At 40.4% G+C, this 20,693-nt stretch carries 19 protein-coding genes, 1 other RNA gene and 1 pseudogene; 7 read left to right on the forward strand and 14 right to left on the reverse strand.

The window, feature by feature from the left end:
* Positions 1 to 28: 28 nt before the first annotated feature.
* Entirely contained in the window at positions 29 to 880 is an 852-nt protein-coding gene (locus tag FTV04_RS02035) for a 3'(2'),5'-bisphosphate nucleotidase CysQ (RefSeq protein ID WP_180088421.1), read from the reverse strand.
* 13 nt (positions 881 to 893) lie between these two features.
* On the opposite strand from FTV04_RS02035, the gene FTV04_RS02040 reads away from it, so the two are divergent.
* The 4 genes from FTV04_RS02040 to FTV04_RS02055 all read left to right on the forward strand — a co-directional run bounded on the left by FTV04_RS02040 (position 894) and on the right by FTV04_RS02055 (position 3,942).
* Entirely contained in the window at positions 894 to 1,595 is a 702-nt protein-coding gene (locus FTV04_RS02040) for an HAD-IA family hydrolase (protein WP_180088423.1), read from the forward strand.
* Positions 1,588 to 2,028, forward strand: coding sequence for an RNA-binding S4 domain-containing protein (locus tag FTV04_RS02045; protein WP_180088426.1), 441 nt, complete (start codon positions 1,588 to 1,590; stop codon positions 2,026 to 2,028). The genes FTV04_RS02040 and FTV04_RS02045 overlap by 8 nt, the downstream gene beginning before the upstream one ends.
* Positions 2,029 to 2,173: 145 nt before the next feature.
* Positions 2,174 to 3,217: a recombinase RecA gene (gene recA, locus FTV04_RS02050; RefSeq protein ID WP_180088428.1), complete on the forward strand. Its 1,044-nt coding sequence runs from the start codon at positions 2,174 to 2,176 to the stop codon at positions 3,215 to 3,217.
* A gap of 80 nt (positions 3,218 to 3,297) precedes the next feature.
* Positions 3,298 to 3,942, forward strand: coding sequence for a regulatory protein RecX (locus FTV04_RS02055; protein ID WP_180088430.1), 645 nt, complete (start codon positions 3,298 to 3,300; stop codon positions 3,940 to 3,942).
* 108 nt (positions 3,943 to 4,050) lie between these two features.
* On the opposite strand, the gene ffs is transcribed toward FTV04_RS02055, so the two are convergent.
* Positions 4,051 to 4,147, reverse strand: an RNA gene (gene ffs, locus FTV04_RS02060) — signal recognition particle sRNA small type.
* Between the two features lie 291 nt (positions 4,148 to 4,438).
* On the opposite strand from ffs, the pseudogene FTV04_RS02065 reads away from it, so the two are divergent.
* Positions 4,439 to 5,300 (forward strand): annotated as a pseudogene (locus FTV04_RS02065) (YbgF trimerization domain-containing protein).
* 60 nt (positions 5,301 to 5,360) lie between these two features.
* On the opposite strand, the gene lpxA reads toward FTV04_RS02065, so the two are convergent.
* From lpxA to rimO, 12 genes are all read right to left on the reverse strand, one after another.
* Positions 5,361 to 6,149 carry an acyl-ACP--UDP-N-acetylglucosamine O-acyltransferase gene (gene lpxA, locus FTV04_RS02070; RefSeq protein WP_168377606.1) on the reverse strand — a complete coding sequence of 263 codons (789 nt, stop codon included), beginning with the start codon at positions 6,147 to 6,149 and terminating at the stop codon, positions 5,361 to 5,363.
* Entirely contained in the window at positions 6,146 to 6,631 is a 486-nt protein-coding gene (gene fabZ, locus FTV04_RS02075) for a 3-hydroxyacyl-ACP dehydratase FabZ (protein WP_171263789.1), read from the reverse strand. The genes lpxA and fabZ overlap by 4 nt, the downstream gene beginning before the upstream one ends.
* Before the next feature lie 5 nt (positions 6,632 to 6,636).
* Positions 6,637 to 7,707, reverse strand: coding sequence for a UDP-3-O-(3-hydroxymyristoyl)glucosamine N-acyltransferase (gene lpxD / locus FTV04_RS02080; protein WP_180088432.1), 1,071 nt, complete (start codon positions 7,705 to 7,707; stop codon positions 6,637 to 6,639).
* Between the two features lie 3 nt (positions 7,708 to 7,710).
* Entirely contained in the window at positions 7,711 to 8,211 is a 501-nt protein-coding gene (locus tag FTV04_RS02085; RefSeq protein ID WP_180088434.1) for an OmpH family outer membrane protein, read from the reverse strand.
* Between the two features lie 41 nt (positions 8,212 to 8,252).
* Positions 8,253 to 10,796: an outer membrane protein assembly factor BamA gene (bamA, locus tag FTV04_RS02090; protein ID WP_180088436.1), complete on the reverse strand. Its 2,544-nt coding sequence runs from the start codon at positions 10,794 to 10,796 to the stop codon at positions 8,253 to 8,255.
* 40 nt (positions 10,797 to 10,836) lie between these two features.
* Positions 10,837 to 12,192, reverse strand: coding sequence for an RIP metalloprotease RseP (gene rseP / locus FTV04_RS02095; protein ID WP_180007769.1), 1,356 nt, complete (start codon positions 12,190 to 12,192; stop codon positions 10,837 to 10,839).
* A gap of 3 nt (positions 12,193 to 12,195) precedes the next feature.
* Complete coding sequence (gene ispC, locus FTV04_RS02100) at positions 12,196 to 13,392, reverse strand: 1-deoxy-D-xylulose-5-phosphate reductoisomerase (RefSeq protein WP_180088438.1); 1,197 nt, start codon at positions 13,390 to 13,392, stop codon at positions 12,196 to 12,198.
* Positions 13,393 to 14,217, reverse strand: a complete 825-nt coding sequence (locus FTV04_RS02105) for a CDP-archaeol synthase (protein ID WP_078188722.1) — start codon at positions 14,215 to 14,217, stop codon at positions 13,393 to 13,395.
* Positions 14,218 to 14,973, reverse strand: coding sequence for a polyprenyl diphosphate synthase (gene uppS, locus FTV04_RS02110; protein ID WP_180088440.1), 756 nt, complete (start codon positions 14,971 to 14,973; stop codon positions 14,218 to 14,220).
* Positions 14,974 to 14,979: 6 nt separating this feature from the next.
* A complete protein-coding gene (gene frr, locus FTV04_RS02115; RefSeq protein WP_078188724.1) occupies positions 14,980 to 15,534 on the reverse strand; it encodes a ribosome recycling factor in 555 nt (184 codons plus the stop codon).
* Between the two features lie 79 nt (positions 15,535 to 15,613).
* A complete protein-coding gene (pyrH, locus tag FTV04_RS02120; protein WP_078193535.1) occupies positions 15,614 to 16,342 on the reverse strand; it encodes a UMP kinase in 729 nt (242 codons plus the stop codon).
* Between the two features lie 45 nt (positions 16,343 to 16,387).
* Positions 16,388 to 17,731, reverse strand: a complete 1,344-nt coding sequence (gene rimO / locus FTV04_RS02125; protein WP_180088442.1) for a 30S ribosomal protein S12 methylthiotransferase RimO — start codon at positions 17,729 to 17,731, stop codon at positions 16,388 to 16,390.
* Positions 17,732 to 18,083: 352 nt separating this feature from the next.
* Between rimO and glnL the strand changes: the two genes are divergently transcribed.
* Complete coding sequence (gene glnL, locus FTV04_RS02130) at positions 18,084 to 19,190, forward strand: nitrogen regulation protein NR(II) (protein WP_078188727.1); 1,107 nt, start codon at positions 18,084 to 18,086, stop codon at positions 19,188 to 19,190.
* Positions 19,180 to 20,655 (forward strand): nitrogen regulation protein NR(I), encoded by a 1,476-nt coding sequence (glnG, locus tag FTV04_RS02135; protein ID WP_180007766.1) that lies wholly within the window; start codon positions 19,180 to 19,182, stop codon positions 20,653 to 20,655. The genes glnL and glnG overlap by 11 nt, the downstream gene beginning before the upstream one ends.
* Positions 20,656 to 20,693: the final 38 nt, after the last annotated feature.

The following is a 20,693-nucleotide window of genomic DNA, read 5'->3' on the forward strand; positions in this document are numbered from 1 at the left end:
TGACACTATAGCATGAACCCGATTTAGCTCAAGTTTTGTCAGGCATGTTTGCCAAAGCATTTAAGGCCAATTCTTTCATTTCGGCATTTTTAAATGCAATAAATCCACCATTTAATAAAGTCGTGCGTTGGTTATATAGAAATGCGCGACCTTTAAAATCAACCAAACCACCACCAATACGCTCGATCAAACATTGTCCAGCGCTGGTATCCCATTCACAAGTCGGATGAAAACGCGGGTAAATATCCAGTCGATCTTCTAACATCATACAAAACTTATATGCACTACCAGCATGGTAGGCCTGAAAAGGAGTGAGTTTTTCTAAAGCGTCTAGATAGTCCGTATAAATCGGCTTATTTTTGGCACTTTGACTCAAGCCAACGTGTACGACACTCTCTGCAGAGGTTTGAACATATTCATACCATGCAGTGGACTGGCTATCATATTTCAGCGGCAGTCCCGCAAAGGGGCAAATATATACGCTATATTCCCCCGGGATCGCCAATATGGCAAAAGTGGTATTGGCCCCATCTACCAAACTCAGATTAATGGTAAATTCAGGTCTTTTATGTAAAAACTCTTTGGTACCATCCAAGGGATCAAGCAGCCAAAATTTTTGCCATTGCATACGCTCAGACTTATCACCTTCTTCTGACAATACAGGCAAGTTAGAAACTTTGGATAATGCTTGGGTAATATAGCTATTTGCACGATAGTCCGCCTGCGTTACCGGTGAATCATCACTTTTACGTTCCACATCAAAATTCGCTCCTGAGCAATAACGCTGATATTCTTCTCGCAAAATTTCGCAAGCTTGTGTCACAATGGGAACCAACTGCAAAATCAGTGGGTCTTGCGGTGCTGTTGTTGTTTTAAACATAGAATACCTTTATATGCCAAATTACTCAGAAAAGCCGACGATCATTTTTGATATGGACGGTACTTTACTCGATCTTGCTTATGATGATTTCATTTGGAATGAGCTGCTGCCAATTCGCTATGCTGAACAGCATCAGTGCTCACTCGAACAAAGCAAGCAAACGCTATTTAGTTTTTATCAACAGCATAATCATACCCTAAAATGGTACTCCTCTCGCTTTTGGACGTCACAAGTTGGCGTTGATGTTCTGGAAATGCAGATAGAACAAAAAGCCAAAGTAGCCAAACGCGAAGGCTGCATTGAGCTGCTTACCTATCTAAAAGAAAATGGCTATCCTATTTGGCTTGCGACCAATGCCGACTTTGCAGGCTTAGAATTCAAACTTAAAGAAACCGGTCTTCGTGATTTTTTCGATGTTATCGTCAGTTCAGAAACGCTCGGTCATGCCAAAGAGTTTATTGAGTTTTGGCAAATATTAGCAAGCAAACATCCCTTCGATGTAAAAAACTGTTATTTCATTGATGACACAGAAAAAGTGCTCAATGGTGCAAAACTTTTTGGGATTGAACAGCTCTATTCGATTCAGCAGCCTTCATCTGCCAAAGCGCCTCGCGAGACTTGTAATTATCCAATGCTGTCCGCATTAACAGATTTAATCCCTATTTTAGAAGCTCAAACGACTGAGCAAGCCGAGGAACAGAAAAAATATGCGTAAATCAAATCTAGCCGAAGATGCGGTTGGTATGCGTATAGACAAATGGTTGTGGGCTGCACGTTTTTTTAAAACACGCTCTATTGCCAAAAATGCGATTGAAGGCGGTAAAGTTCATCATAATGGCGAACGCGTTAAAGTTTCTCGTGAAGTTCGTGTAGGCATGGAATTAACCATTGCCCAAGGCCTTGAGAAAAAAACCGTGGTGGTGAAAGCACTGTCGGATGTTCGTGGGCCAGCCCCAACCGCTCAGCTGCTTTATGATGAAACTGAGGTCAGTATTGCAAAACGGAAATTGCTCGCATCCCAAAGAAAGTTGCATAATCTAGCTCGGCCAGATCATCGACCAAGTAAAAAAGATCGTCGAGATATTGGTAAATTTAAAAGAGAAAATGATCAACAGTTTGACCAGCAATGGTCTTATAATGATGATTAAGTTAAAGCGTCACAACATGTCGCACCTGTTGTGATTTTCATAGAACAAAAGGATGATTTCTGTCACTATACACTCGTGGAACAGATTTAAACTGAATACATCCACTTGAGTATATTGTTTCGTGACATCGTATTGAGGTTGTAAGATGGATGATAATAAAAGCAAGGCGTTAAATGCGGCCTTAAGCCAAATTGAAAAGCAGTTTGGTAAAAACACCGTTATGCGTCTTGGTGATAACACCGTACAGGCAGTTGAAGCTGTCTCTACAGGTTCTTTAACATTAGATATCGCACTAGGTATTGGTGGTTTGCCTAAAGGTCGTATCGTAGAAATCTACGGTCCTGAATCTTCTGGTAAAACGACTATGACATTACAAGCTATTGCACAATGTCAGAAAGCTGGCGGTACTTGTGCATTCATCGATGCTGAACATGCATTAGACCCTCAATACGCACGTAAACTTGGCGTAGATATTGATAACTTACTTGTTTCACAGCCAGACAATGGTGAACAAGCACTTGAAATTGCAGACATGCTGGTACGTTCAGGTGCCATTGACCTGATCGTTGTCGACTCGGTCGCTGCACTGACCCCTCGCGCCGAAATTGAAGGCGAAATGGGTGACTCACACATGGGCTTACAAGCTCGTCTGATGAGCCAAGCACTGCGTAAAATTACCGGTAATGCGAAACGTTCTAACTGTATGGTGATCTTCATTAACCAAATTCGTATGAAGATTGGTGTAATGTTTGGTAGCCCAGAAACCACAACTGGTGGTAATGCACTTAAATTCTATGCATCTGTACGTTTAGATATCCGCCGTATTGGTCAAGTGAAAGAAGGCGACGAAATCATTGGTTCAGAAACCAAAGTGAAAGTTGTGAAAAACAAAATGGCTCCTCCATTCCGTGAAGCGATTTTCCAAATTCTTTATGGTAAAGGCGTGAACCATTTAGGTGAACTTGTTGACCTCGCTGTACAACAAGAAATTGTTCAAAAAGCAGGTGCTTGGTATTCATACCAAGGTGACAAGATTGGTCAAGGTAAAAACAATACCATTCGCCACTTAGAAGAACACCCTGAACTTGCACAAACCATTGAAAAACTGATTCGTGAACAACTTCTGACTACAGGTACAGCACCTGCAGAAGACAAAGATGAAGAAGAACCGGACTTTTTAGATGCTTAATTACTGCATGCTTTAATAGCAGACGAAACGCCCTACGGGGCGTTTTGTTTTGCACTCAAATTTTGTATTAAAATGACCCCATGACTAAAGACCATTTTCCACGCTTGCTCGACTATGAAGCACTGAAACAACAGTTTACAGAAGCTGAAGAACCCACCTGCGTAAATCATGCTGCACAAACTGACATTCCATATGACAATGCTTCGGTGATCGATCACACTGCATTGCATTTTGATGCCAATGGTAAAGATGTTCATACTGAAAAAAAACCAGGTCTGCGCGGCTCTCGTTTACGCTCCTACGCCTTTGCAGTACTCACACGTAAAGAATACTCAAAAGCGGATTTAATCGAGAAATTAGCACTGTATGCGGATAGTCGTGAAGAAGTCATACACTTGGTGGAAGAACTCGCACGTGAGAACTATCAAAGCGATCAGCGTGTAGCAGAAATGCTGTTGTCGAGTCAAAAGCGTAAAGGTAAAGGCCCCAACCGTATAAAGCTCGCGTTAAAAAATAAAAAAGTAGACAGTGAATTAATTCAGGATGAATTAAAAGAAACAGATTGGGTCGCCGAAGCCTACCAGCTCAAGATCAAAAAATTTGGCAAAGCGGTTGAACATGATCCAAAACAAAAAGCCAAACAAATACGTTTTTTACAATATCGAGGCTTTGATCTCGATACGATTTTTAAAGTAATTGCACGTAAAGAATTTGATGACGAATAACAAAGATATAGATCTAAATGAAGAATTAATAAAACTAAAATAAAGAAGAATCTAGGATTAAAAAAAATGAGAGGAAGTTTAATTTATTATTATTGAAACTGGTGGCAACCCTACCAGCAAGACTTCGGCACATCATATTTCTACTACCGTTGCTACCTTCCGGTCCTGGCGGGGTTTGTAGAGTACAATTGCGAAGTAACCGGCAGGGTTACCATTGCAAGAACAGAGTATAGAGATTTTTGATAAACATGCAAGACTAAAACCAAGAATTCCTGAGTAGAAAACACTGTTTGATTATTTATAAATCAATATGATGGTCGATGATGTAGAAAACGTGAAACATCATCACTATATTTTTACTTTAATACACAACAAGATTGTAAAAGCTTATTGCAATTCAGAACTTTGGCGTTTTTAATGTGCTTATCGTTTTATCTAAAGCAGTCTGTAATAAAACTATTCAATACGGACATGCTTGCAACTACATGGAATTTTTATGATGTTTAAACAGCATGTATTGTGTGCCCTTACATTGACTTGCTCAGGTACGCTATTTGCCAATATTCCAATTGAATCTCGCGGTTTGAGTGGCGCAGATAATGGCACTGTGTATACAGCAAATAATACAGCCATTCAAACAGGTGCTGGCTCTACCCCTACGCCAACAAATTTAAATTGGCAGCTCATGCAGAAGAACCAACAGCTCGAAAATGAATTGCGTAGCTTACGCGGTAAAATGGAAGAGCAAGACAATATTATCGAACAATTAAAAAGTGAACTTACAAACCGCTATGCAGATTTAGATCAACGTTTAGAGCTACTCCAACAAAAAGTAGATCCGAGTGAAGACACAGAGCCTGCGGAGGATAACCAACAAGGTACTGCACCCAGTAGCAGCTAATATAGCCCCTACACCAGCTAAACAACCTACGCCCCAAGCAACATTAAGCTCATCTGCAAAACAACCTGTAAATGCAGGTGGTGACTCACTTGAGCTTGAGAAAGCAGCTTATACCGTTGCTTTAGATGCATATAAACAAGGTGGTGCGAAAAAAGCCATCGCACCGATGAAAAATTTTATTAAAAATAATCCTAACAGTGTTTATATTAGCAATGCATATTTTTGGCTAGCTGAATTCAACCTTGCTGTTGAACCGACTAACTACGCAGAAGCGAAAAAGAACTATGGTATTGTAGTAGATCAATACCCTGAGTCGACTCGTGCACCTAGAGCGTTATATCAACTGTATAGCATTGCAAAAGACGTAGATCGAAACAGCAGTTTAGCAACGCAGCTCAAAACCAAGCTTACCCAAAAGTATCCAAAATCTGAAGAAGCAGGCTTTGTTAAAAAATAGGACTTTTTTTAACGCAAAAAAAAAGACACCTTATAAGGTGTCTTTTTTTATTCGCAGCATTTAGCGTACGATACCGCGCTTAGACTGCTCAAGTGAGTCGATCAACAATTGCGCTTCTGCCACTTCAGGCAAAATTTCAGTACGAATACGTTCAATCGCTTCATTCGTCGTTAATCCATCTTTATAGATCAATTTAAAGGATTCACGTAAACCTTGAATCACATTTTTAGACCAACCTTTACGACGCATTCCTTCAATGTTCATGGCAAAAGCATGGGCTGGATTACCAGATACCATGACATAAGCAGGTACATCTTTCAAAATAAGAGATGCACCACCAATCATACTGTAAGAATCGATTTTACAGAATTGATGAATACCAGAGTTACCACCTACGATGACATAATCACCAATGTGGACATGACCTGCAACGCCGACGTTATTAGCAAAGATATTATGATCACCTACCACACAGTCATGTGCAATATGTGTATTCACCATCAATAAATTATGACTACCAACTTTAGTTAGACCCTGATCTTGAACAGTACCACGGTGTAAACTACAGTGTTCACGAATCGAGTTATGATCCCCGATTTCTAACCAAGTTTCTTCACCAGCATATTTCAAGTCTTGGCAGACTTCACCAACACTGGCAAATTGAAAAATTTCGTTATGTTGACCAATACGGGTATAACCACCCACCACAACATGTGAATGCAGTTTAGTACCCGCTCCAATTGTGACTTGAGGACCAATAATACAATATGGTCCAATTTGCACATCCGGAGCAATTACTGCTGATGAGTCAATAATGGCGGTAGGATGAATTAATTCGTTATTGCTCATGCTGTCTCTGTTTTCTGATGCGAAACCATAATTTCCGCGGTTGCTGCGACTACGCCATCTACAGTGGCAACACAATTATATTTGTAAATGCCACGCTTTTGCATCACTAATTCTGATTTTAATACAAGTTGATCGCCTGCAACGACTTGTTTTTTAAATCGGACCTTTTCTGCACCAGCAAATAAGAACAACGAACCAGCTGAAGGTTTCTCATTATTCATAATGAAACCTAAGATACCCGATACTTGCGCCAATGCCTCAACAATCAGCACGCCCGGCATAATTGGGTATTCAGGGAAATGGCCTTGTAAAAATTCTTCGTTAATCGTTACATTTTTATAGCCTACAATCCCGTTGTCAGTCACTTCAACAACACGATCAACCAATAAAAACGGATAACGATGTGGCAAATATTCACGAATGGTCTGAATAGTCATTGGTAATTCAGGTTTTGTGAAAGCTGGGGTATTCGACTCTGTCATCATAATTATTTACGCAATTTAAATGTTGATTCAAGGGACTCAATTTGAGACTGCATATGATCAAGTCGTTTGACCAATTGGGTCAATGGCACATCTGCTAATTGTTTAAAGCGGATTGCTGCCTTTTTCCAAGAACCACTTTCAAGCATTGGCGTACCTGAAGAATAACTTCCAGCAACGGAAATACTTTTTGTGACCATTGACATACCTGTAATTGTCACATTATCTGCAATATTAATGTGACCTACGATACCAACAGCCCCTGCTAGCACACAATTTTTGCCAATAGTTGTACTACCTGCAATGCCACATTTCGCAGCCATTGCCGTATTTGCACCTACTTTGACGTTATGCGCGATTTGCACAAGGTTATCAATAATGACACCATCTTCCAAAATTGTGTCATCTAAAGCACCACGGTCGATACTACAATTTGAGCCAATACGCACATCATTCCCAATGCGTACAGAACCTAATTGAGCAATACGATGCCATTTCCCTTGATAAGGCGCAAAACCAAACCCTTCACCACCAATCACCGTATTTGCATGGATACGTACACGATCACCTAACTTGGCTTCACCAGTAATCGTCACATGCGAATCGATAAAACAATCTTTACCAATTTCAACACCGTGATCAATCTTCACTTGTGATTCAATGCGAGTACCTTCGCCCACCACACTATTCGCACCAATCACCACATAATGCCCAATATAAGCAGTATCAGAAATGATTGCAGAAGGATGAATTTGGGCAGTACTTTCAATTCCTGTTTCTACAGATTTTTTTTCAAAAACATGCGTCAGAATAGCGAAAGCCAAATACGGATTGGGTACAACAATAAAGTTTTGCTGTGAAGGGATTTGTGACTGCATGTCTGCAGTCACAATCAGCGCACCAGCCTGAGACTGTTGAGCTTCATTCAGATATTTATCTGCGTTTAAAAATGCAAGCTGATGCGGTTGAGCACTCTCTAAACTTGCCATTCCACTGAATTGCAAGTCTAGCTGGCCAATACATTGACCTTGAACAAGTTGAGCAAGCTTTTCTAAACTGAATTTTTGAGAATTCATTGATTATTTAATTGCATTAACCTTTTGAATCATTTTATCAGTTAAATCAAACTTAGGGTCATACGCAAGTGTTGAATTTTTATTCAAAACAACATCTAACTTATTTTCTGTGCGCAATTGTTCTGCAACTTGCTTAATTCGAGTATCCATCGTGCGATTTAAGGACTGAATATTCCCTTGAACCGAAGCTTGAACTTTTTGCTGTAAATCAGTCAGCTCTTTGAGTTTAGTTTGATACTGTTGACCCATTTGCTGCTTTTGCGCAGCAGTCAACTTATCACCACCCTGCTGAGCTTTTTGCTGCATTGCTTCCAGCTCTTTAGCCAGTGATTCAATTTTAGTGGTTTGTGGTTTCAACTGCTGTTGAATTTGAGCATTTTGTTGCTTTATATAAGAGCTTTGATCAACTACTTTTTCTAAATCAACCACACCGTAACCCGCTGCATGTACCACAGCAGAACACGACATACCCAATACCGCCAAACCAGCAAATAATTTATTCATCTTATCAACCTGTAATTTTGTTATTCCCTGAAGGGTCGTACTTAGAACGTACGACCAATCTCGAATTGAATTTCTTTTGTTTCATCACCAGCTTTGTCATTAAGCGGGAATGCATAACTAAGTGAAATTGGACCAATCATCGTGATCCAAGTAAAGCCAGCACCAACGCTATAACGCATGTTATTCATATCAAAGCCGTAATTATCTTTACAGTATTGACGGTCTTCACTAGATTTAGGAACATCACATTGGGTATCAAATACTTGTGCGCCTTCAGCAAATAAAACTGGACGAACTTGACGAGCCCAATCGCCTTTAAATGGCACAGGTAAAGCTAATTCAGTACCAAATTGAATTAAAGCATTACCACCCACTTCTTCTGGATCATAGTCAACCTTATTTTGCGCATCATAATACACACCAGGATATTTAGGCCCTAAAGTACTGTTATCATAGCCACGTACCGAACCAAAACCACCTGCATAGAAGTTTTTATAGAACGGCAAATCATTACCATAGCCTAACTTACCGTAACCACGTAATACAAAGTCTTTACCCAGTGGGAAATAGGCTTGTGCATCGTAAGTGATTTTTTGATATTCAACATCACTACCTGGTAATGCAATTTCGGCATTGACGCGGTGTGACATACCCGATGTAGGGAATACCGGGCGATTCAAGGTATTGTATGACCAACCCAAGTTAAGGTTATAAGTTAAGAAATCACCTTTAAACGCACTATCGTATGATTCTTCAGGTACTGCGCAAGTGTTGTGAGTAACAATTTTATTACCTTCACTATCTAGTACAAAATCTCCATTCGCATCAGTTTTGTATACAGGCACAGTTAATTGTGAGTTACCAGACGCATCCGTAGGACAGAATGATGTGGTATCCGTCGCCTTCCCACCATTTGCTAGTAAATAATCACGCACATAAGTAGAAACATATGGGCCTGTAGTTACTTCGGTATTATCAATATTCAAGCCCATACTGATACTTTGGTTTTCATCGATCGGATAACCAAAGTTGATACCACCACCAAAACTGTCAGTGACGTAGTTGTTAACGTTATAGTCGTCATCTAACTTGGTTTTACGGTAGTACATATTATAACCACGACGTACACCATCAATAGTGAAATACGGGTCAGTTACACTGAGGTTGTAGTAATCTTGAGTCTCAGAACGTGACAAATCGATAGAAACTGCATTACCTGTACCCAAGAAGTTGGTTTGACTCAAACCTGCTTGGAAAGTTACACCGCCACTTTGTGAGAAACCAACAGCCAAAGTACTTGTACCTGAATGCTGTTCTTCAACATTCACATTTAAATCAATTTGATCTGGCGTACCCGGAATACGTGCAGGTTTAACATCAACGGTTTTAAAGAAGCCTGTACGCTCTAAACGCACTTTAGACAAATCAATTTTTTCGTTACTTGCTAATGCGCCTTCCATTTGACGCATTTCACGACGTAGAACTTCATCAGCTGTTTTCGAGTTACCTGTAAAATTAATGCGGCGAACAGTGACTTGCTGACCCGGATTCACATAGTAATTTAAATCGACCAATTTGGTGTCTTTATTGATTTCAGGAACAATGTTCACTTCTGCAAAGTAGTAACCTGCGTTACCGTATTTACGAAGTAAAAGTTGTTTAACACCATTCACTTTTTCTTGTGAATATAAATCGCCATCTTTATAGAGTTTTAAAGCGTTTAAATCAGTTTGCGTATAAAGCGTATCACCTAAGAAATGAGTTTTACCAAACTTAAATTGTTCACCTTCATCCACCGAAACTTCGATAAAGACGTGTTTTTTATCTTCACTCAAATTCAGACTTGAATTGGTAATGTTAAAGTTGATGTAACCTTTGTTGAGATACATCGCACGTAAAGCTTCTAAACTCGCAGCCATCTTTTCACGTGCATAACGGTCATTACGAGAAATGATCGAGTTCCAACCACTTTCTTTTAATGCAAAAATTTGTTTAATTTCGCTTTCTTTAAAGACCGTATTACCAATGATATTGATATCAAATACTTTGGCAGATTGGCCTTCTTCAAACTCGATTAAGACATTAACACGGTTGTTTGGTTGAGCGGTTGTAATAACTTTGACATCAGCATCATAACGACCTTGCTGCATGTACTGTTGTTCTAATTCAGTTTCAACCGTTTGCAAAGATGATTTCTTTAAAACTTCACCTTCGGACAGACCCATTTTCTTTAAGCCTTCTTCCAAGGCTTCTTTAGGAATAAGTTTATTGCCTTTTAGCTCAACTTTAGAAATAACTGGACGTTCAACCACTGTATATACAAGGGTATTACCGACTTGTGTAGACTTCACATCATCAAACAAACCCGATGCAAACATGCTACGAATTGAGTTTGAAATGATTTGATCATTGACACGATCACCAGCGGAGAATGGGATCATTCCGGCTACATTGTCAGGAGTTAAACGCACTAAGCCATCAACACGAATATCTTGTACTACAAAATCATCTGCTGCATATACTTGTTGTGCTACGGCCATAGCACTAACCAGTGCCAATGGCATAAATAAATGTTTGTGCTGCATGCCAGTCTTTTCCGCTGTTAATTTATTTCGTATAACGTTCTTATAAACGCATAATGTCATTGAATAGAGCCAGTAGCATCATGCTACCCAGCAATACCATACCAATTTTTAATCCAACCAATTGTATTTGTTCAGAAACAGGTTTACCACGAATTAATTCAATAAAATAGTAAATTAAATGACCGCCATCGAGCATAGGAATCGGTAGTAAATTTAAAATACCTAAACTCACACTCATCAGTGCCATAAATGAAATGAAGGTTTGCCACCCCATTTCAGCACTTTGTCCAGCCACTTTCGCAATGGTAATCGGACCAGATAAATTATCCAAACCCACCAAACCACGCACCATTTTTACAATAGAATTCAGGATCATACTAGATATCTGACCTGTTTTTTCTACCGCTTTTCCCATCGCCTCTACAGGCGTGTATTGAATGGTTTGTTTGTATTCGGCTGGAATATTGACTTTACCCGGATCGCTTTGTACACCTAAAAGCCCTGTGACTTTACCCATTTGGTCATGCTTACCTTGCGGCATCACGTTTAAATGCACAATTTTATTTTGTCGTAAAACATCAATTTTAAGTAACTTTTCTGGAGAAGCTTGTACAACTTGTACAACATCAAACCAGTCTTTCATTTTTACGCCATCAATCGAAACAATTCGATCACCCACTTGCATCCCTTGGCGAATCGCTGCGCCATCTTCACTGAGTTTTGAAACCACTGCAGGAATTTCAGGACGATATGGCGTAAAACCAAGAACATCGAGTGGTGACTGAGTTTGATCGCGTAAAAAACTCTGAATTGGTAAACTGAAGTTTTGAATTTGCCCTGCACGTTCAGCTTGAATTTGAATGTTGCCAGTTTCACCCACACGATCAACCAAGGCATAATTCAAGCGCTCCCAAGTGGATACTTGAGTACCATCTACGGCAGTAATTTTATCACCAGACTGCATTTGCGCAGCCGCTGCTGGTGTATTTGGTAAAATTTTACCTACGCGCGTATTGAGCTGTTCCTGTGCAGGTAAAAATAAAATCCAAAACAACACCACAGCAAAAGCCAAGTTGATGAGTGGCCCTGCAGCAACAATTGCAATACGTTTCCAAGGGTGTTGTCTGTTAAATGCTTTCGGTAAGTCTTCTGCTGCGACATCACCTTCACGCTCATCTAACATTTTGACATAACCACCCAGTGGTAATGCAGACAGTTGATATTGAATACCTGATTTCTTCGACGTCCACTTGAGCAGTGTTGGGCCAAAACCAATCGAATAAACTAAAACCTTTACGCCCAGTTTACGTGCAACGAAATAATGCCCAAATTCATGAATCGCTATCAGCGGTCCAAGTAGCAATATTGCTGCAATAATCATAAACAAGGCATTCATGTCTTAACTTCCTGAATTCAATACTGCTTTTTCAGCAACCATACGTGCCGATTTATCTGCATGCAAAATAACATCAATATTATTTGCAGCTGAGTTTTCAACTTGCCCCAACACATGTTCCACAATTTGCGGGATTTGAGTAAAGCCAATTTTCTCATGCAAAAATGCTGCCACGGCGATTTCATTGGCTGCATTTAAAATCGTAGGAGCTAAGCCTCCAGCCTTCATGGCTTGACGTGCTAATTTTAGTGCTGGGAATAGCTGTATATCAGGCTGTTCAAAGTTTAACTGTGAATGAACAAATAAATCTAATGGAGGCACATGTGTTTGAATACGCTTCGGCCACGCTAATGCATGAGCAATAGGCGTACACATATCAGGATTTCCCATTTGTGCCAAAGTCGAACCATCTACATATTGAACCATTGAATGAATGATACTCTGTGGATGGACAACAACTGTTACAAATTGTTCTTCAACTGCAAAAAGATGACAGGCTTCGATCAATTCCAAGCCTTTATTCATCAGCGTTGCAGAATCAACAGAAATTTTTTGCCCCATCGACCAATTTGGATGCTTACAGGCTTGTGCAGGCGTCACACTTTGCAATTGTTCTAAACTATGATGCAAAAATGGACCACCAGAAGCGGTAAGTAAAATTTGTTTGACACCTAGCTTTGGCTGACCATGACGCTCACCTTGTAGATAAGTTTCAGGCAAGCATTGGAAAATTGCATTGTGTTCAGAATCGACCGGCAGCAACAAAGCATTATTTTCACGTGCGGTCTGAATCATGATGTCACCCGACATCACCAGCGCTTCTTTATTTGCAAGCAACACGCGTTTACCTGCTTTCGCAGCAGCCAATGTAGGTAGCAATCCTGCTGCCCCCACAATAGCTGCCATGACCACATCAACTTGTGGATGTTCTGCTACTGCGATTAATCCTGCTTCATCATGCAGGATTTCAATATCAGTTAATTTTTCAGCTACGAGTAATTGGCGCAGTTCATCCACTTTATTGAATGGAACAACTGCGATTTTCGGTCGATATTGTTTGCATATTTCGACAAGTTCTACAATTCGGCTATGTGCAGTGACTGCAAAAACTGAATACTCTTCGGGGTGCTGTTGCAGAATCTTTAAAGTACTTTGACCAATGGATCCTGTTACACCCAATATACAAACAGATTGTGACATCTATAAATCTACGCCAATTAATTTTAAAACATACATACCTGCTGCAAAGATAGGTGCTGCGGCAAGCAACGAGTCGATACGGTCCAGCACACCACCATGTCCCGGAAGAATACGACCAGAATCTTTGATCCCTGCACGACGCTTGATCATCGATTCAAATAAATCACCAAGTACTGAACTAAATACCGTTATTACTGAAAGTATTAAAAATAAAATATGTTCAGCGATGCTTAAATCCAGATAAATAATTTCAACAACAATGACAATTAGCATTGCTGTGAATAGACCGCCGTATAAACCTTCGATCGATTTATTTGGACTCACATCTGGTGCAAGTTTTTTCTTACCAAATTTACGTCCTACGAAGTATGCACCACTGTCTGCACCCCATACCAATAGGAACAGATACATGAGCCACCACGGTGAGTTCATCCACACAGAAAAAATAGCAGTTACCGCAGCAGGAACCAAGACTAAGCCTATACCACTGAGACTCGGGTTATACCAATTGTCGTATTCAGGATATGACTTCACCCAATAGACACTTAAGATCCAAGTAAAGATCGAAGCCGCCCAAAGCAGTAATGCAACATCGGTAAAATGCAATGCTAGTGCTGAAAGAATAGCAGTGACTAGACCATAGCCCCAAGCGAAAGGTTTAATCACATTTTGTGTATTACGCGGCATGAGTTTAAACCACTCATAACCCGCGACAGCTGATGCAATAATCATCAGCACAAGCATTGGGTATTTAGACTCGGTTGCAAACATGCAACTCAGTACAACTGAAACCAGTACCAATGCGGTTATTATCCGCTCTAACATTTATTTATTCTCAAACTGCTCTTGTTGAATCTGCTCTGAGGTCTTACCAAAACGACGTTCACGACCACCAAATACTGCTAGTGCGTCGTCAAATTCTTCAATGGTAAATTCAGGCCATAATGTCTGGCTAAAATAAAGTTCTGCATACGCAGCTTGCCAAAGCAAGAAGTTCGAGAGACGGAAATCACCACCTGTACGAATTAACAAATCTACCGGAGGTAGATCACTTAAACTGACATATTGACCAAAGACTTCAGCATCCACTGCTTCAAGATCTATTTTGTTAGTTAAAACATCTGCTGCGATTTTTTTTGCAGCCTGTGTCATATCCCACATACCACCGTAACTAATTGCAATAGTTAAAGTCATGCTGTCGAAATTAGCAGTCCTTTGTTCTGCTTGCAACATTAAGTCACGTAAGTTAGGAGATAAACGAGAACGATCACCAATAAAACGTAGGGAAATGTTAAATTTTTCCATGCGTGGCAACTGTTCATGAATGGTTTCTTCAAGAAGAGCCATCAACAAATCAACCTCAAACTGAGGACGATTCCAATTTTCACTCGAAAAAGCAAAAACGGTCAGTGCTTGGATATTTCTTTTACGACAATGTTCAACGATGGGATCTAGGATGTCCTTTCCAGAACGATGCCCTTCACCTTTTTGCATTTGATTCTTTTTGGCAAAACGATTGTTGCCATCCATAATGATGGCAACATGTTTTGGAAGACGGGAAGTTTCTTCAGATGAGGTCATTAAAACTTAGACCTTCATCAATTCAGCTTCTTTTGCAGCCAGACGTTTTTCAACTTCAGCAACGAATTTGTCTGTGATTTTTTGAATGTCATCACCCGCACGACGCTCATCATCTTCAGAAATTTCTTTTTCTTTCAACAATGCTTTGATATCACCTAAAACATCACGACGGATGTTACGGATCGCAACTTTTGCATTTTCAGCTTCGTTACGTGCAACTTTCTGCATGTCTTTACGTGTTTCTTCTGTTAATGCAGCCATAGGAACACGGATGGCATCAGCAGTAATCGGGTTTAAGCCCAAGTCAGATTCACGGATTGCTTTATCAATTGCGGCAACCATTGAACGTTCAAAAGGCTGAACAAGTAAAGTACGAGAGTCTTCTACACCCACGTTCGCAACTTGGTTTAATGGCACATCAGAGCCATAGTAAGGAACCATAACACCATTTAAAATTGATGGGTGCGCGCGGCCTGTACGAACTTTGGCAAAACCATGCTCTAGAGAATCTAGAGATTTGTTCATACGGTCTTCTGCGTCTTTTTTAAGATCGTTAATCATGTGATCTTCCTTACTTAATTCGAAAAGATGTAAATTCTAAAATAGCTTGTAGTATAAAGAGCTTTAGGGCCCACGTACATTAGTTCGTAACGTGAGTACCCTCTTTTTCACCCATTACCACTGAAAGTAATGAACCTGATTTGTTCATATCAAATACTTGAAGTGGAACGTTGTGGTCACGGCACAAGCAAATCGCTGTTAAATCCATCACACCCAGTTTTTCATCTAAAACTTGGTCAAATGTTAATGCATCGTATTTCACTGCATCTTCATATTTGCTTGGATCTTTGTTGTATACGCCATCAACCTTAGTCGCTTTAAGGATAAGATTGGCTTCAATCTCAATACCGCGTAAGCATGCTGCTGTATCTGTCGTAAAGAATGGGTTACCCGTACCTGCAACAAATACACAAACTTCGCCACGAGTTAAATGACGAATTGCATCACGGCTAGAGTATGATTCAACTACTGCACCAATGGGTAAAGCTGACATTAGACGAGTTTTGATATTACGACGTACCAAAGCATCACGAAGTGCCAAACCGTTCATTACAGTGGCCAACATACCCATTTGATCACCTGTTACACGGCCAACCAAACCATCTTTTTGTAATTGGCTACCACGGTAAAGGTTACCACCGCCGACAACGATACCCACTTGAACACCTAAACCAACAAGGTGCGCAATTGCGAGTGACATTTGATCGAGCACTTGTGCATCGATACCCATCTCTTTATTGCCCGCTAAAGCTTCACCTGAAAGCTTAAGCAGGATGCGACCAAAACGTGGTTTTTTAGAATCAAGCATCATCAACTCCGAATTATTTAATTTCAATTATTTTTAATGAATCGTTTAAGCAGACTTAACCGAGATCAGTTTTGCAAATAAGTCATATTCATCTGCATCTGTAATTTCTACTTCAAGTAAATCACCTGCTTTAATCACTGACTTATCGATATCCTCAACAAAAACATTACCATCAATTTCAGGTGCATCTGCATAAGAACGCGCAACAGCAACTGGGAACTCTTCTTCAAGATCATCCACAAGTACTGTCATTTTCTGACCAATACGGCTTTGCAATTTTGCAGCAGAGATTTCTTGCTGAACTTGCATGAAACGCTCATAACGCTCTTGCTTGATTTCTTCAGGCACATGATCTGGCAAATCATTTGCAGTCGCGCCTTCAACTGGTGAGTAAGTAAAACAACCCACACGATCAAGCTGCGCTTCTTTTAACCAATCAAGCAACATTTGGAAGTCTTCTTCAGTTTCACCCGGGAAGCCCACAACAAATGTAGAACGAATCACAAGATCAGGACATTTCTCACGCCAAACTTTTAAACGCTCCAGTGTATTTTCACTGTGCGCAGGGCGTTTCATGAGTTTTAAAATCTTAGGACTTGCATGTTGGAATGGAATATCCAAATACGGCAGGATTTTGCCTTGTGCCATTAAGTCAATCACAGCATCCACATGTGGATATGGATATATATAGTGCAGACGCACCCAGATACCCAATTGACCCAATGCTTCACACATGTCATAGAATTTAGTTTTAACGGGCTGACCGTTCCAGAAGTCCAATTTGTATTTGGTGTCTACGCCATAAGCCGATGTATCTTGAGAAATCACAAGGACTTCTTTTACACCTGCTTTTTTCAGTGCTTGAGCTTCAGTCAATACTGAACCAACTGGACGAGAAACCAAATCACCACGCATGCTTGGGATGATGCAGAATGTGCAACGGTGGTTACAACCTTCTGAAATCTTCAAATAAGCATAATGTTTTGGTGTTAATCGAATACCTTGTTCAGGTACTAGATCAATAAACGGATTGTGTTTTGGTGGCTCAGGCACGTATTCGTGCACAGCTTCCATCACTTCTTGATATGCCGCAGCACCTGTCACTTTTAAGACATTTGGGTGCATTTGGCGAATTTTATCTTCGTCTTTACCTAAACAACCAGTCACAATTACGCGACCGTTTGAACTCATCGCTTCGCCAATGGCATCTAGCGACTCTTGTACTGCAGATTCAATAAAACCACAGGTATTTACAACTACTAAATCTGCACCATCATAATCTGATGCTACATCATAACCTTCAGTCTTTAACTGAGTTAAAATTCGTTCGGAATCTACCAATGCCTTAGGACAACCTAAAGAAACAAAACCGACTTTGGGGGATTTCATGAATCTGCGCTCCACTATAATCCGCGTATTGTATGTCTTTTCAAAACATAAAAACAGGTGAAAAGGCCACTCTTTATATCACGCACCAAAATAATGCTATAAATTCATCCATATAATTTAATTCGCACCATTTTAATGCATTTTAGATTTACAGCCTGTTTTTAATCGGCTATACACTTTATTTAAAGTCTTAAATAAGCGCATTTATTCAAATAAGCATCAAAACTTAGCGTATTTCTCAAATAGTTGGCTTATATCTTGCATAACTTGCATCAATTCGAACCTTATTAGATTGAACGATTTGCTTTATGAAGATGCCATTGCGCCATTTTAAGACAGGAACCTCTCGCTAATGGATCAGACTATGACGATTGATTACCGGCTTTTAGTGGATAATTTAACCACTGCCATTTTATTGGTCGATAGCAACCTGAATATTTTTTATTTAAATTCATCTTGTGAAGCGCTTTTTGACATAAGCTTACTTCGTGCATCAGGTCAGCCTGTATTAAATTTACTTCATATGCCCGATGATGAATTCAATACGCATGATGCATTAATGAATACATTAACTTCTGGTCAACACTATACGCGCCGAGAAGCAACGATTAATGTCAACTTTAAAGACATTCATGTCGATTACACCGTGTCACAGCTCAACTCAGGTAAACCCTACCACCCTTTGCTATTGATTGAGCTCAATCAAATCGACCGGATGTTAAAAATCTCTAAAGAAGAAAACCTGATTCAACAACATCAAGTTGCACGACAACTGATTCGTGGCGTTGCCCATGAAATTAAAAATCCACTTGGTGGTATCCGTGGGGCGACACAACTTTTAGCGCGTAGCTTAAATGATCCGAAGTACAGTGAATTCACCGACATTATTATTAGTGAAGTGGATCGATTAAGAAATCTTGCTGACACCATGCTGGGTTCAAGACAATTGCCAAGTTACGAGCCAGTCAATGTGCATGAACCACTTGAACGTGTCCGTTCACTGATCGTCAACCAAACTAAAAAGAAAATTAAGATCACCCGTGATTACGACCTTTCTTTACCGGATGTTCTGGCAGATCGTGATCAATTGATTCAGGTCATGCTGAATATCAGCGTCAATGCCGTTCAGGCGATGACTGAAAATAAAGAGTTCTTTGTTGAGCATCAACCAGAACTGACCTTGCGCACACGTATTCAACGCTTAGTCACCATCAATGGTGTATTAAAACGTTCTGCGGTACGCATTGACATTGAGGACAATGGACCGGGTGTCCCACAAGAAATATTAGAATCCGTATTTTATCCTTTAGTGACAGGACGAGCGAAAGGCACAGGTCTCGGCCTGAGCATTGCACAAAATATTATGCATCAACATAACGGAATGATTGAATGCCAATCAGTTCCTGGAAAAACAGTATTTAGCCTATATTTACCTTGGGAGTCAGATCATGTCGCGTAATAAGATTTGGGTCATCGATGATGATCGCGCCATGCGTTGGGTGCTGGAAAAAACATTCAAAGAAGAAGGTTTTGATGTTACCAGTTTTGAAGAAGCACAATCCGCTTTAGATCAGTTAAGTGTCGATGCGCCAGATGTTATTTTGACAGACATCCGTATGCCGGGTATTGATGGACTGACCTTTTTAGGTAAAGTCAAAGGCAACTACCCTGACTTACCTGTGATCATTATGACTGCACATTCAGATTTAGAATCTGCTGTGTCGAGCTATCAAACGGGTGCTTTTGAATATCTACCAAAACCTTTTGATATTGATGAAGCCTTAGCACTTGTAAACCGTGCAATTTTGCATATTACCAAATTGCAACAACAAGAATCTGCTAAAACCGCTCAACCGATTCAATCTACAGAGATTATTGGTGAATCACCTGCTATGCAGGAAGTCTTCCGTGCCATTGGTCGTCTTTCTCAATCACACATTACTGTATTAATTAATGGTGAATCAGGCACGGGTAAAGAATTGGTTGCGCATGCGTTGCACAAACACTCACCACGTGGTAACAAACCTTTTATTGCGCTCAACATGGCGGCAATTCCAAAAGATTTGATCGAAACTGAATTATTTGGTCATGAAAAAGGCGCGTTCACCGGTGCCAATACGCAGCGTCAGGGTCGTTTCGAACAAGCCAATGGCGGGACTCTTTTCCTTGATGAAATTGGTGACATGCCATTTGAAACCCAAACACGTTTACTGCGTGTTTTAGCGGATGGCGAATTCTACCGCGTTGGTGGTCACATCCCAGTCAAGGTGGATGTCCGTATCGTTGCTGCAACACACCAAGACTTAGAAAAATTAGTACATGAAGGTCGCTTCCGTGAAGACTTGTACCACCGTCTAAACGTGATTCGTATTCATATTCCAAAACTTGCACATCGTAGTGAAGATATTCCGATGCTTGCACAGCACTTCCTAGCAAGTGCAGGCAAAGAGCTTGGGGTAAGCCCGAAAATTCTGCGTCCTGAAACGCAAGAATACATGCAAAAATTGCCGTGGCAAGGTAATGTGCGTCAGCTTGAAAATACCTGTCGCTGGCTCACCGTGATGATTACAGGACGTGAAGTTTATCCAGAAGATTTACCGTCTGAATTAAAACAGATTCCAATTCAAGGCACAGATGGCAACCCTGCTGCTCAAGGGATTGATCGTATTGGTGTGCATCATTGGGATGAATTACTTGGTCAATGGGCCGTACAAAAACTGAAAAACGGTGAGATGAAAATTCTCGACATTGCCACACCAATGTTTGAACGCACCCTCATCAATGCAGCACTACAGCAAACACGTGGCCGTAAGCGCCATGCAGCAGAACTTTTAGGTTGGGGTCGCAATACCTTAACCCGTAAACTTAAAGAACTCGGTATGGACAGTGCCGAAGATGATGTCGAAGAAGAATTAGAAAGTTAATTTTCTAATTTACATTAAAAAAGCCAGTCACTTGACTG

The sequence above is a fragment of the Acinetobacter sp. YH12219 genome (assembly GCF_013417875.1).
In the GTDB taxonomy this organism is placed as follows: Bacteria; Pseudomonadota; Gammaproteobacteria; order Pseudomonadales; family Moraxellaceae; genus Acinetobacter; species Acinetobacter amyesii.

Bases quoted from the DNA above. Each gene is read 5' to 3' on its own strand.
- FTV04_RS02035 (WP_180088421.1), bottom strand. From the start codon at position 880: ATGTTTAAAACAACAACAGCACCGCAAGACCCACTGATTTTGCAGTTG.
- FTV04_RS02040 (WP_180088423.1), top strand. From the start codon at position 894: ATGCCAAATTACTCAGAAAAGCCGACGATCATTTTTGATATGGACGGT.
- FTV04_RS02045 (WP_180088426.1), top strand. From the start codon at position 1,588: ATGCGTAAATCAAATCTAGCCGAAGATGCGGTTGGTATGCGTATAGAC.
- recA (WP_180088428.1), top strand. From the start codon at position 2,174: ATGGATGATAATAAAAGCAAGGCGTTAAATGCGGCCTTAAGCCAAATT.
- FTV04_RS02055 (WP_180088430.1), top strand. From the start codon at position 3,298: ATGACTAAAGACCATTTTCCACGCTTGCTCGACTATGAAGCACTGAAA.
- lpxA (WP_168377606.1), bottom strand. From the start codon at position 6,149: ATGAGCAATAACGAATTAATTCATCCTACCGCCATTATTGACTCATCA.
- fabZ (WP_171263789.1), bottom strand. From the start codon at position 6,631: ATGACAGAGTCGAATACCCCAGCTTTCACAAAACCTGAATTACCAATG.
- lpxD (WP_180088432.1), bottom strand. From the start codon at position 7,707: ATGAATTCTCAAAAATTCAGTTTAGAAAAGCTTGCTCAACTTGTTCAA.
- FTV04_RS02085 (WP_180088434.1), bottom strand. From the start codon at position 8,211: ATGAATAAATTATTTGCTGGTTTGGCGGTATTGGGTATGTCGTGTTCT.
- bamA (WP_180088436.1), bottom strand. From the start codon at position 10,796: ATGCAGCACAAACATTTATTTATGCCATTGGCACTGGTTAGTGCTATG.
- rseP (WP_180007769.1), bottom strand. From the start codon at position 12,192: ATGAATGCCTTGTTTATGATTATTGCAGCAATATTGCTACTTGGACCG.
- ispC (WP_180088438.1), bottom strand. From the start codon at position 13,392: ATGTCACAATCTGTTTGTATATTGGGTGTAACAGGATCCATTGGTCAA.
- FTV04_RS02105 (WP_078188722.1), bottom strand. From the start codon at position 14,217: ATGTTAGAGCGGATAATAACCGCATTGGTACTGGTTTCAGTTGTACTG.
- uppS (WP_180088440.1), bottom strand. From the start codon at position 14,973: ATGACCTCATCTGAAGAAACTTCCCGTCTTCCAAAACATGTTGCCATC.
- frr (WP_078188724.1), bottom strand. From the start codon at position 15,534: ATGATTAACGATCTTAAAAAAGACGCAGAAGACCGTATGAACAAATCT.
- pyrH (WP_078193535.1), bottom strand. From the start codon at position 16,342: ATGCTTGATTCTAAAAAACCACGTTTTGGTCGCATCCTGCTTAAGCTT.
- rimO (WP_180088442.1), bottom strand. From the start codon at position 17,731: ATGAAATCCCCCAAAGTCGGTTTTGTTTCTTTAGGTTGTCCTAAGGCA.
- glnL (WP_078188727.1), top strand. From the start codon at position 18,084: ATGGATCAGACTATGACGATTGATTACCGGCTTTTAGTGGATAATTTA.
- glnG (WP_180007766.1), top strand. From the start codon at position 19,180: ATGTCGCGTAATAAGATTTGGGTCATCGATGATGATCGCGCCATGCGT.